Raw genomic sequence first — 11,913 nt, forward strand, 5'->3', positions numbered from 1 at the left:
ACGATGCTTGCCATACCGATGTTTTGGATCACACGGAGGTGAGTGAGGTACTCTTGTCCGAATGTCATCCAGAACCTTGCACGACGGAGTGTAGGGAAGTTCTTTGTAAGTGACTCAAGCTCTTCGTGATAGAGGAGGTACGACTCTCTCGGTCCCACTTCGGGGTAGTTGAGGGTCTTGTGGATTTCCTGAGGTTCGGTCTCGATCCACTTGCCATCTTCCCAATATTTACCCTTCTGAGTGATCTCACGGATGTTGATCTCAGGGTTGAAGTTGGTCGCAAAAGCCTTGTGGTGATCACCGGCGTTGCAGTCCACGATGTCGAGGTAGTGTATCTCATCGAAGTGATGCTTAGCAGCGTGAGCGGTGAAGATATTGGTCACTCCAGGGTCAAAACCACAACCAAGGATAGCTGTCAGACCCGCTTCCTTGAAGCGCTCCTGATAAGCCCACTGCCAGTGGTACTCAAACTTCGCCTCATCCAACGGCTCATAGTTTGCCGTATCGAGGTAGTTGACCCCACACTCGAGACAAGCATCCATGATCGTAAGGTCTTGATAGGGAAGAGCGACATTGATGACAAGTTCGGGCTTGAAGTCGTTGAAAAGTCTCACAAGATCCTCCACGTTGTCAGCATCTACCTGAGCAGTCTTGATCTTTACATTCTTTATGTCGGCAGCGATAGCATCGCACTTAGACTTTGTACGACTTGCGAGCATGATGTCGGTGAAGACATCCGAGTTCATCGCCACTTTCTTAGCCACCACCGTGCCTACACCTCCGGCACCGATGATAAGTACACGTCCTTTCATTTCGTTTAAGTAGTCTTATGTATTAATAATTTTGTTGTTACATCTTTATTTCACATACCGGCCGACATTCATACCCGACCGGGCATATGTTTTTCAAAGTTAATGATTTCAGATGAGTATTCCCCTATCCTGAGGCCACTTTTCGCTACCCTTCCGGAGGAGCCTTTCCCAAGCACACAGACAGGCGAAAACCGGTGAATATTATTGTAAACAAGGGTAATTTTTGTTATCTTTGTTACATACACAATCTCTAAATATATTATTGTATGAATGCATTGAAAAAGATATTCCTCACACTTGGTGTCATTATCCTTTTGGTCATTATCTTCTTGGTAGCCAAGGGGATCATTTGGATATCAAGCATACTCATCAAGGTGGTGGTCATCGCTATCCTCGCTCTCATTGCACTCGGGTGTTTCATAGGCATCTGGCGTAGCGGAAACAAAAAATGATTTTACCAACACAAGACATAAAAAAGAGAAAGCGTGCAGAGGATTACTCTGCACGCTTTCTCTTTTTTACCTCCACTCAAAGGGAGGAAGAGCGACGCACATCTCCCCAAATTCAAGCCCTTGCTTTGACGGATCGAAGTATGCAATCTTTTTCCAAGGTTAAAAATAAAAGGAGGCGACACAAACCGGTCTGTGTCACCTCATAAATTTTTCATTCCGCAAGCTCTCGATAAAACTCTTTCTGTTCAGAGACTTCGGCCGGATGTTCAAAGAAAGAGAAGTGGACGGAGCCGTACTTCTTCAACTTCACAAATGCGGGATGCTCACTGAAGTCATAAGTCCCCGGATGTTCGAGGATAAAAAGTCCGTCCGGAGCAAGCAATGTGCTCCCCATGATGAGGTCGGGGAGTTTCCCAAGCTCTTCGATCGCATAAGGAGGATCGGCAAAGATGAAGTCAAAACGCTCTCCCGTCTGATTGGCAATGTACTTGAAGGCATCTCCTTTGATGAGTCGGTAGTTGGGATCTTTGAGTTCGCCCACGACCTCTCGGATGAAGGTACAGTGAGCATGATCCATCTCTACGGCGGTGACGGTACGACATCCCCGAGACAGGAGTTCGAGCCCGATGCTTCCCGTCCCTGCAAAAAGATCGAGAGCCGAGGTCTCTTCCCAGTCTATGGAGTTTTCGAGGATATTGAAAAGATTTTCTTTGGCAAAGTCTGTCGTAGGACGGGCTTTGAAAGTCTTGGGAACGGAGAAGCGTCGACGTCCGTACTTGCCACGTATTATTCGCATAAGTTATCGAGTATAAATTCGGGAGGGAGTTGGAGCTTGGGGTTGGTAGCCACTTCGGGGGCAACCATGAGACCATGATAGCGATTGAGGCTCAGATGAGCGATAGAGATCCCGAGCTTTTGCATCAGTGGAGATACATCTCGCGCAGGCAGGGCATAGAGGCACAGATGATCCCTCGAAGGATCGAGCGAAAACTGTCGCCACACCGCGGTGACGAAGTAAAGCACATCCATGAGATCGGGTGTCTCAAACCGGTTGGCAAGGAGGAGTTGCCCCTCCCTCGCAAGGGTGAGATCCACATAGCCGCTGCCGAGTATCGCCATCACTACCACCGGATGCTCTCGGCGGGTATAACGCATGGCCACAGAGACAAGGGGGCGCTGGAGGTGATCGAAATGAGGAAAAGCAAAAGACCTCTGACAGAACTCATAGAGATCTGACCTCACGGCGGTCTCTATGGAGGCAGGGGTATCATTGAAATGCACCGAAAAGACATGCTTGCCGGTGGTGTTGATACTGGGAGCTACCCATTCCTGACTTGTAGCCACGGCCTTGAGGTCGTCGGGGATGAGGACATATCCGGTACCATCATCGGCAAAGATGCGAGTCGTCTTGAAGGGCAACGATAGCGTGGGATGAGCAAAGAATGCAGCCTTGAGACCTTCGACCATATCTCCGCCACCAAAAGGCACAAAGGTCACCTTACTATCCGCCGGCACATCCCTGCGGAAGCAAAAAAAAGAAAGTCCATCCGCAGTGATGCGGATGGACGTATCTAAACTGTGAGCCAATGTTTCGTTGTACTTCAAGTCCTCCGCCAACCACCCGGAGCTTTCTATGTCATATCGTACCATAGGACTCTGATAGAGCTTGGAACTTGATATATCTCGGAAAAGAGGAGAGCGAGATTACTCCCAGTTTCCTGCATTGTTGTTGATTTCCTTGAGCGAGCCTACCTTGAGACCGGGAAATCTGTTTGTTGTTTCAGCTATAGACTCCAAGTTCTTGATAAGGTTGGAGTTAAGGCCGTTCAAGTACACTGAGTAAGGAACAGAAGCCTCAAACACTCTGATAGCGATACCTGATCCTGTCTCTACACTTGCAGTATCCATTGCAAAAGTGTCGTTGGTACCGGGAACGATCCCCAAATTTGCAACATCATAGTTTGCATCGAAGAGACCTTCCTTGGCTACTGTCCAAGTAGTGTCACGAGAAAACGAGACTCTCTGACCGTTGACGATGCTGCTCAATCCTTCTTTTTCAGCCTCTTTCCAGTCACCTGTGCGTCTTGCCTTGTTGATGATAGCGACCGCCTTTTCTTCGGTCATACCATTTTCGAGCTGATAGTCTGTGAGTTCACCTTCCTTGCGTACAGTAGGGATCTGACCCTCATTGAGCCAGCCGATGAGTTCCTCAAATGATCCGGCATGGCGGTGAAACAGTTGCTTGTATGCAATCTGCGCCTTTCGGATGTCCATGAGCTTGGCGATGATCAAAGCTTCACGTCTTTCTTTTTCTTTCTTGAATCGGATAGGATTCATGATACTCTCGACCGATACCCACGCAAGCCCTACGATGGCGATGAGCAAAAGGATTTTGTAAATTGTCTTCATGAGGATTATATTTATTTATTTTGTAATTCGTTAGTCGCACAGGCACATAATATGCCACGAAAGTATTCGTATCGACAAAAATAACAAACTTTATCGACACTATCACTCTTATTGTTATAGAAATTAAAGACTTTAGCTATGAACGTAGAGAGATTTAAGGCTCAGATCAGTCACTTTTTCCCCTTCCGGCCTACGGAGTCTCAGGCGCAAGTCATCGAGACCTTGGGGTGCTTCCTCTACGATGAGGAGTACGATCCCGAGCATGCGATCTTTGTGCTCAGAGGCTATGCCGGTACGGGAAAATCGAGTCTGATAGGGGCTTTGGCAAGGACGATGATGTCCGAAGGGCGACCTCTCGCCCTCCTCGCACCGACCGGTCGTGCCGCCAAAGTGTTGCAGGGCTACTGTGGCATCCCTGCTCATACGATACACAGAGTGATCTACCGTGAACGCATGGGTGCCGGCGGAGTGTCGAGCTACGAAATGGGCTACAACAGAGGCAGACATGACACACTGTATATAGTGGACGAAGCCTCGATGATCAGCAATACTCCTGACGGCATCAGCCCTTTCGGGAGCGGATGTCTCCTTGATGACCTGATGGAGTTTTGTTTCAGCGTGGATGGCGCCAAAGTCCTCTTCATCGGAGACGATGCACAGCTCCCTCCCGTAGATACTTCCCTCAGCCCTGCGATGGATCCGAAGTACCTCAGCAGATACACCGGTCGGCTGTTTACGGGAATACTTACCGACATCGTGCGTCAGGAAGAGGCGAGCGAGATCGTCACCCTCAGCCACATACTGAGAGCCAGGATCATAGACATGGAGGGTGGCCTCCCCGAGTGGGAAACACCCCTGCTCCCGATGCCTTCGGGCGAAGAGGTCAAGATAGTCACCGGATATGACCTGCCCGACCTTATGGAGAGTTCGTACGCAAGGGTAGGAAGAGAGGAGACCGTCCTACTCACCCGCTCCAACAAAGACGCGGAGGAGTTCAACAGGCAGATACGCTATCGCTCTCTCGGCTACGAAGATGAAATCACCCCCGGCGAACTCCTCATGGTCTGTCGCAACAACTACTTCCACACCCCTACCGATACGGAGGGACACCCTAAGAGTGCATTCATCGCCAACGGAGAATTGCTTCATGTCGAGCACTCTCGGAGGACAAAGGAGTTGCACGGATTTACGTTCAGAGAAGCCGAACTAAGAGATAGCGAGGGAGGCATCGTGCATGCCAACATCCTCCTCGAGAGTCTGTACAGTGGGGCAGCCTCTCTGACTCCGGATCAGAGGCAACGCCTCTTTGACAGCGTTGTCCTCGACTATCCATGGGCAACGACGAAAAAAACTCTCTATGACGCTTTGCGCAAAGATCCCTACCTCAATGCCTTGCAGATAAAATATGCCTATGCGATGACCTGCCACAAGGCTCAGGGCGGACAGTGGCACGATGTCTACCTCCACTTCGGCTATCTCACTCCGGAGATGATCGATGCTTCGTTTTGTCGCTGGCTGTATACGGCCATGACTCGTGCCACAGACAGGCTGTATATCATCTCCCCGCCGGAGTTTATCTTCGGTAAATGGAGCGAATATTGATACCAAACCTATAATCATCTCAAATCTAACATTTTAATCTCTACACATCGAACTCCTTGAGTATTGGATCGGAAACAAGATGTACATCTCTCGAAATTCAGGAGTCTAACTTGAGAAATCAATCAGTCTAACTTGATGCATCAAGTTAGACAACCTTTTTCAGCCCCTCTGACACCCTCCGTAAGAGAGAGACAGATCCTGCGAGTAAACGAGGATATCATAACCCGCTCCATAGTCAGGATAAAACAAAAGTCCCCCGACCTGACCTCATCAGATCGGGGGACTTTTTATACTTCGACAGACTTTCTCCTAAGGGAGTACTGCCGGTCAGTTATACAGACAGGTCTTAACGTTTGCGCTTGCCTTCACGGCGGTGGCCGGAGGTGAACTTACGGTTTTCTCTGCGTTTGCCGTCACGCTTGCCACGAGAGTACTCTCCGCGGTTTTCCTTGCAGTCAGCCTCCGGCTTGGCGATCTCTACCTTGATGCGACGACCTCCGAGATCATAACTGTTCATCTCGTCGATGACGGTAAAGGCATTTTCTTTCTTGACTTCAAAGTAAGCACGAGACTCATAAATATCGATCTTGCCTATCTCGACGAAGTCGCCAAGACAACGGTTGATGATGTCGATGAGGGTATTAGGGTAAACCTTATCACGCTTGCCGAAATTGATTGTCAAACGCTCAAAGCCCTTTTGTGCCACTCCACGGCGACGCTCTTCGCGAGTTTTGTGCTCACGCTCGATACCTCGCTCCTTTTTCTCACTGACTTCTTGTATCTCCTCGGCATCCTCATAATACTTGATGAGACGCTCCAGCTCCATATACACGACACGACGGATGATCTGCTCGCTGTCGAGCCATGAAAGCCTTCCCAAAACACCTTGGATATAGGGCGCGATGCGGTCATCATCCGGAATGGTATTCTCAAGTTCGTCGATGAAGTTGTAGAGCTGCTTCTCACAGATCTCTTGACCCGAAGGGATGTGTGCCCTCTCAAACTCGACTCCGGTAAGCCTTGCGATGTCACGCAGACGACCCTTTTCACGAGAGTGGCAAATAGATATGGAGATACCGCTCTTGCCGGCACGTGCAGTACGTCCGCTACGGTGCGTATATGACTCGGGATCGTCAGGCAGACCGAAATGGATGACGTGTGTGAGATTGTCGACATCGAGTCCACGAGCTGCAACATCGGTAGCAACAAGGAGTTGGAGATTGCGCACGCGGAACTTCTGCATCACATAGTCGCGTTGTTGCTGAGACAAGTCGCCATGCAGGGCATCAGCGTTGTAACCGTCCTGAATGAGCTTATCCGCAATCTCTTGCGTATCTCTCCTCGTGCGGCAAAAGATAATACCGTATATACTTGGATAGTAGTCCGCTATGCGCTTGAGTGCAAGGTATCTGTCCTTTGCAGACACCATATAGTATATGTGTCGGATGTTTTTGTTGACGACATTGCGTTCCCCTACAACGATTTCCTTGGGGTCGTTCATGTACTGGCGGGTGATGCGTGCGATCTCTTCGGGCATCGTTGCGCTGAAGAGGAGCATGTGTCTCTCCTGCGGTATCTCTTTGAGTATCTCGTCTATACTCTCCGAAAAGCCCATGTTGAGCATCTCATCGGCTTCATCAAGGACGACATCGGAGATCTTAGATAGGTCAAGAGCTCCACGGCGTACAAGGTCGAGGAGACGTCCCGGAGTGGCTACGACGATCTGCACACCCTTGGAGATCTGCTTCATCTGCAGCTCGATAGACGCACCCCCATAGACGGCAACCACATCAAGGTCATGGAGATATTTGCTATAATTGGTGAGATCCTTGGCAATCTGTACACAGAGTTCACGTGTGGGAGAGAGGATCAGTGCCTGAGGATAACGCTTCGCAGCGTCTATATTCTGCAGGATGGGAAGCCCGAAGGCCGCAGTCTTTCCTGTACCTGTCTGTGCAAGTGCGATGATATCTATACCTCCACCGAGCAGGTGAGGTATGACAGCCTCCTGCACGGGCATAGGAGACTCGAAGCCCATCTCTCGGATAGCTTCACATAATGGGGCAGAAATGCCCAACGCTTCAAAAGTTTTCAAATTGTGATATCTTTATTTTGTATGAACAAAGGGTGCAACCATGCAGCCTTGGCCTGCAAAGTTACACATAAATAACCGAATACCAATACCTTCCACCGTCCGGATTGTGAATAAAAGATTTGAAACAATCATTTTAATACAAGCCCGAACGATAGAAAGAACCGCATCAAAGGCACGCTTTTTCAATATTTTATCAAGGGAAATATCAAAAGATCAGCTTCATGGCAGATACTGATCCACACCGAGTTCAACACGGCAGACAACAGACTCCATCTGCTTTTGTAGGAGTTTCCTATTGGCATCTACACGTTCCTGACTATAAGCTCCATGATGCAAGTGATAGACAGTACCGCCTCCTTTGACACAAGCTTTTTCTACTCCATTTTTGAGTAATCTTATCACAAGATCATCATCCTCAGCACCCCAACCCTCATAAGCCTCATTGTAACCATTGATTGCTAACAGGTCACTCCTCCAAAAAGACATGTTACAACCTATGACATGAGATAAACCTTTCTTTCCGTAAAACTTCGCAAAGGCCTTTCGCATCAGCCTTGACCTCAAAGTATTATAGAAGTCTCTGAACGACGGAGGGATAAGCCCTTCCCAAAGGTGCAAACGCTTTGTCTCGAGGGTCTTTGCCGTCATACGCTCGTCAAGCAAGATACGTCGGCCACACAAAAACCTATTGGGCTTGACGATGGTCAGATGATCCTCTACGAAGTGACGCCCGAGAATACAATCCCCATCGATCTGTATGATGTATTCGCCTGAAGCCTTGGCAATAGCTTTGTTACGTATCTTCGCAAGCCTGAAGCCCTCGTCCTCCTGCCACACATGGATGATAGGGATGTCAGAGCCCTTTCGGATCTCAGCTATCAGAGATTTAGTTTCCTCTCTCGACCCATCATCTGCAACGATGATCTCATGAGGTCGGAAGGTCTGGACAAGCATCGACTTGAGCACCAATTCGAGAGCCTGCGGCCAGTTGTATGTAGACACGATGATACTTACGCGGGGAGTTGTTGAGCTGTTTGTGGTCATGATAAAGGGGAGCGATATATAGGATCGAAGTTTTTAAAGATATTGACTGACACCCTGTTCGATGCGGTATGTCCCTTTTTCTATCTGTTTTTTGAGAAGTTCTCTGTTGATTCCCAATCTGTCTTGGCTGTTGTATGCATGCTCAAGATGATAGAGCACAGCCCCACCCTTTATACAGCACTTCTCCACACCAAGGTTGTACAGACGTACGACAAGATCATCATCCTCAGCACCCCAACCCTCATAGACCTCGTTGTACCCATTGACGGCAAGCACATCTTTCCGCCAATAAGACATGTTGCACCCTGAGATGTAGTCCAAGGCTCCTTTGCCGTAGAACTTTGCAAAAGCCCTACGCATCACTCCCGATCTGATATTGTTGAGATAACTGCGATAAGATATCGACAATGGATGATGCCATAGGCAGAGACTTCTCTTTCGGAGGGTAGTCTCGGTAGCTTTCGGATCAAGGTACACCCTCCGCCCACAGAGGAATCTATTCTCCTTTGCCAAAGAAAGATGATCCTGTATGAAATGCCTCTCGAGGATGCAATCTCCATCGATCTGTACGATATAATCTTTGGAGCAGCGAGCGATGGCTTTGTTCCTTATCTTGGCAGCTCTGAATCCCTTATCCTCCTGCCACACATGGATGACAGGCAGAGTCGTGGTCTCTCTGATGCTGTCGATCAGTGCCTTGGTATCCTCTCTCGAACCATCATCGGCAATGACGATCTCATCGGGCAGTACCGTCTGCCTAAGCGCAGACTTGAGCACCAGTTCTAAGGCCTGAGGCCAATTGTATGTCGATATCAGCAGGCTGACACCGGGTCTGACTTGTTTCTTATCTGAGGTTGTCATCTATTCGTTCAGAAATGATTGTGTTATAAACCCCTTTCCAAAATATCCTGTGGCTGTGTGACCTGCATCGGATCAATAAAGTCCATCAAGCCCCTTGAGCTCAAGCGGAACCTATCCGCCTAATATTCTGTATTGGGTTCTCAAAGTTAAGAATAAAAAAGCACTTTCATCCACCTCAAAAAGGGTTGAATAATCCCTCAGAATTAGCTACCTTAGTCTACACCCTGTACTACTTTCCGTGTCGGATGTAGGAGGGGATGCAACGAAAAACAACAGACTCAGACAATGAAAATAAAGAATAAGATAGATCTCTCGTCCTGGAGAGAGTTGCTCAGAGAACTATACCGACTGGATCATGGGGTGTCGGATGAGCAACGCCGGCGACTCATCCGAATCATGCACAAGGCTGTCCGGGACGATGTCTTTGATGAGGACCGTCACGGCATCCATGGGTTGATACGCACCCTGCTGTCGGCGATAGCCTCGGTCGAAGAGATAGGGCTGAAGCAGTCCGCTGTCATAGTCATCCTCATTTACCGCGCAGTACTCAAGGAGAAGTACAGTGTAGTCGAAGCCAAGGCTGACTTCGGCGAAGATGTTGCGGATCTCTTGTCTTCGCTCCTGAGACTGTCCGAACTGTACAGCCGAAATACTGTGGTGACGAGCGAGAACTTCAGCCACTTCCTCCTCTCCTTTGCCGTCGATGTGAGGGTCATCCTCATCCTGATTGCCGACCGTCTGATGCTTATGCGCCTTGCCAATCTCTACTTCCCCGAAAAGGAGCAACGCACGTTGGCAATGGAGGTATCATTCCTCTATGCACCTCTCGCTCACCGTATGGGGCTCTACTCCATCAAGAGCGAGATGGAAGACCTCGTACTCAAGTACACGGACAGGACGACATACGACTTCATCAAACGCAAACTCAACGAGACAAAGAGTTCGCGCGACGCATACATAGATGCCTTCATCTCTCCTCTGAAAAAACGGTTGTCCGAAGAGGGATTACGCTTCGACATCAAAGGACGCACAAAGTCGATATCATCGATACGAAGCAAACTAAAGAAGCAAAACATAGAGTTTGAGTCCATATACGACCTCTTTGCGATACGCATAGTCATCGATGCACCATTGCCCCGAGAGCGCAACCAGTGCTGGCAGGCCTATTCGGTGGTCACAGACATGTACCGCCCCAACCCCAACCGACTCAAGGACTGGATATCCATCCCCAAGTCCAATGGTTACGAATCTCTCCACATCACCGTCATGGGACCCGAAAACAAGTGGGTGGAGGTGCAGATCCGCACCCGCCGTATGGATGAGGTAGCAGAGAAGGGGCTTGCGGCTCACTGGAGATACAAGGGGATCAAGCCCGATGAGGGCATAGACGACTTCCTCACCAGTGTGCGACGCGTGTTGGAGTCCAAGGAGTCCAATACCGAAGAGGTCATCAAGGACTTCAAGATGGATCTCTACGAAAAGGAGATATATGTCTTCACCCCGAAAGGAGACCTGATCAAGTTGCCACACGGAGCCACCGTGCTCGACTTTGCCTTTGCCATCCACAGCAATATAGGATCGAAGTGTGTATCGGGTAAGGTCAATGAGCGCAACGTGTCCATAAGACACCCACTGCAAAATGGAGACTCTGTCTCCATCGTCACCTCCAATACACAAAGCCCCAAGGCGGACTGGTTGCAGTTTGTCATCACCTCCAAGGCCCGGGTCAAGATCAAGCAACTGCTCCGTGAGCAATCTGCCAAAGCCCTCAAAGATGCCAAGGAGGAGGTACAAAGGCGTATCAAAAACCGCAAGATGGAGTACGATGATGCGACATTCATCAAACTGATCAAAAAGAAAGGGTTCAAGATCATAACAGACTTTTTCCTCGCCATCACAGAGAACAAGCTCGACATCAATACCTTCCTCGACGACTACAAGGTCGCCCTTGAAGAGCGTACGGCACGGTCGACCGAGCACTCAGAGAAAGAGCGTGCCGATGCCTTTGTGATGAACACTCCTGCGGTCGAAACGACAGAGAAGTATCAGGATGTCCTGCTCATAGACAAAAATCTGTCGGGGATAGAGTACAAGCTCGCCAAGTGCTGCAACCCCATATTCGGAGACGAAGTCTTTGCCTTCACTTCCAAAGCCGGGATACGCATCCACCGCATGGACTGCCCCAATGCCCCCGACCTCTTTGAGAGATACGGCTATCGCATCCTGCAAGCCAAATGGACAGGGCAGAGCAAAGGTGGCTACGAAGTCAGATTACGTATCGTGGGCAATGATGACCTGAGCATCGTGAGCAATATCACCGGCCAGATCACCAAGGAAAATGCGGTACACCTCCGCAGTTTCAACATCGACTCCACCGACGGACTCTTCAACAGCTACTTCACCGTCCATGTGCAAGATATCTCCGTGCTCAAGGCCCTCATCAAACGCTTACGAGGAGTCAAGGGGGTAAAACAAGTAGAGCGCATCGACAGCGTCTGATATCCCTCTGCACCGAGATAGAGAAGGTAAAAGATCAAGGTAAAGAACTTCCGATCACAAGTTGCCTACCTTGTGATCAGAAGTTACGATACTGTCCTAAAAAAGTGTGTAAGCCCCATTAGTCCTTAACTTTGAGGTA

10 protein-coding genes are annotated in these 11,913 nt (G+C 49.2%); 3 read left to right on the forward strand and 7 right to left on the reverse strand.

Annotated elements, in window-relative coordinates; all coding sequences use genetic code 11:
• The coding region (locus tag Q4A14_RS07795; protein WP_303171211.1) for a saccharopine dehydrogenase family protein at positions 1 to 812 on the reverse strand (812 nt) is incomplete at its 3' end.
• 266 nt (positions 813 to 1,078) lie between these two features.
• On the opposite strand from Q4A14_RS07795, the gene Q4A14_RS07800 reads away from it, so the two are divergent.
• A complete protein-coding gene (locus tag Q4A14_RS07800) occupies positions 1,079 to 1,264 on the forward strand; it encodes a hypothetical protein (RefSeq protein ID WP_303171213.1) in 186 nt (61 codons plus the stop codon).
• Between the two features lie 211 nt (positions 1,265 to 1,475).
• On the opposite strand, the gene rsmD is transcribed toward Q4A14_RS07800, so the two are convergent.
• Genes rsmD through Q4A14_RS07815 form a run of 3 tightly spaced genes read right to left on the reverse strand, consistent with a single transcriptional unit; the run spans position 1,476 to position 3,673 of the window.
• Positions 1,476 to 2,060, reverse strand: a complete 585-nt coding sequence (gene rsmD, locus Q4A14_RS07805) for a 16S rRNA (guanine(966)-N(2))-methyltransferase RsmD (protein ID WP_303171215.1) — start codon at positions 2,058 to 2,060, stop codon at positions 1,476 to 1,478.
• Complete coding sequence (locus tag Q4A14_RS07810; RefSeq protein WP_303171217.1) at positions 2,051 to 2,914, reverse strand: DUF3822 family protein; 864 nt, start codon at positions 2,912 to 2,914, stop codon at positions 2,051 to 2,053. Before Q4A14_RS07810 ends, rsmD begins: the two co-directional genes overlap by 10 nt.
• A 54-nt stretch (positions 2,915 to 2,968) precedes the next feature.
• The gene (locus Q4A14_RS07815; protein ID WP_303171218.1) at positions 2,969 to 3,673 is read right to left on the reverse strand and encodes a hypothetical protein; all 705 of its coding nucleotides are present in this window, start codon (positions 3,671 to 3,673) and stop codon (positions 2,969 to 2,971) included.
• Between the two features lie 138 nt (positions 3,674 to 3,811).
• Here Q4A14_RS07815 and Q4A14_RS07820 point away from each other — a divergent pair, with 138 nt between their 5' ends.
• The gene (locus Q4A14_RS07820; protein WP_303171219.1) at positions 3,812 to 5,275 is read left to right on the forward strand and encodes an ATP-dependent RecD-like DNA helicase; all 1,464 of its coding nucleotides are present in this window, start codon (positions 3,812 to 3,814) and stop codon (positions 5,273 to 5,275) included.
• A 346-nt stretch (positions 5,276 to 5,621) separates the two neighbouring features.
• Here the strand turns inward: Q4A14_RS07820 and Q4A14_RS07825 are convergent, their stop codons facing one another.
• The 3 genes from Q4A14_RS07825 to Q4A14_RS07835 form a co-directional block, all read right to left on the reverse strand.
• Positions 5,622 to 7,370, reverse strand: coding sequence for a DEAD/DEAH box helicase (locus Q4A14_RS07825; RefSeq protein WP_303171221.1), 1,749 nt, complete (start codon positions 7,368 to 7,370; stop codon positions 5,622 to 5,624).
• A gap of 219 nt (positions 7,371 to 7,589) precedes the next feature.
• Positions 7,590 to 8,414 (reverse strand): glycosyltransferase family 2 protein, encoded by an 825-nt coding sequence (locus Q4A14_RS07830; RefSeq protein WP_303171222.1) that lies wholly within the window; start codon positions 8,412 to 8,414, stop codon positions 7,590 to 7,592.
• A gap of 33 nt (positions 8,415 to 8,447) precedes the next feature.
• A complete protein-coding gene (locus Q4A14_RS07835) occupies positions 8,448 to 9,275 on the reverse strand; it encodes a glycosyltransferase family 2 protein (RefSeq protein WP_303171224.1) in 828 nt (275 codons plus the stop codon).
• Positions 9,276 to 9,560: 285 nt separating this feature from the next.
• On the opposite strand from Q4A14_RS07835, the gene Q4A14_RS07840 reads away from it, so the two are divergent.
• Positions 9,561 to 11,774: a bifunctional (p)ppGpp synthetase/guanosine-3',5'-bis(diphosphate) 3'-pyrophosphohydrolase gene (locus Q4A14_RS07840; RefSeq protein ID WP_303171226.1), complete on the forward strand. Its 2,214-nt coding sequence runs from the start codon at positions 9,561 to 9,563 to the stop codon at positions 11,772 to 11,774.
• The last annotated feature ends 139 nt before the right edge of the window (positions 11,775 to 11,913 follow it).

It is taken from the genome of Porphyromonas sp. (assembly GCF_030529325.1).
Taxonomy (GTDB): domain Bacteria; phylum Bacteroidota; class Bacteroidia; order Bacteroidales; family Porphyromonadaceae; genus Porphyromonas_A.

What these genes read in the sequence shown, in the direction of transcription:
- Q4A14_RS07800 (WP_303171213.1), top strand. Translation starts at nt 1,079, where the DNA reads ATGAATGCATTGAAAAAGATATTCCTCACACTTGGTGTCATTATCCTT.
- Q4A14_RS07830 (WP_303171222.1), bottom strand. Translation starts at nt 8,414, where the DNA reads ATGACCACAAACAGCTCAACAACTCCCCGCGTAAGTATCATCGTGTCT.
- Q4A14_RS07835 (WP_303171224.1), bottom strand. Translation starts at nt 9,275, where the DNA reads ATGACAACCTCAGATAAGAAACAAGTCAGACCCGGTGTCAGCCTGCTG.
- rsmD (WP_303171215.1), bottom strand. Translation starts at nt 2,060, where the DNA reads ATGCGAATAATACGTGGCAAGTACGGACGTCGACGCTTCTCCGTTCCC.
- Q4A14_RS07815 (WP_303171218.1), bottom strand. Translation starts at nt 3,673, where the DNA reads ATGAAGACAATTTACAAAATCCTTTTGCTCATCGCCATCGTAGGGCTT.
- Q4A14_RS07840 (WP_303171226.1), top strand. Translation starts at nt 9,561, where the DNA reads ATGAAAATAAAGAATAAGATAGATCTCTCGTCCTGGAGAGAGTTGCTC.
- Q4A14_RS07820 (WP_303171219.1), top strand. Translation starts at nt 3,812, where the DNA reads ATGAACGTAGAGAGATTTAAGGCTCAGATCAGTCACTTTTTCCCCTTC.
- Q4A14_RS07810 (WP_303171217.1), bottom strand. Translation starts at nt 2,914, where the DNA reads ATGGTACGATATGACATAGAAAGCTCCGGGTGGTTGGCGGAGGACTTG.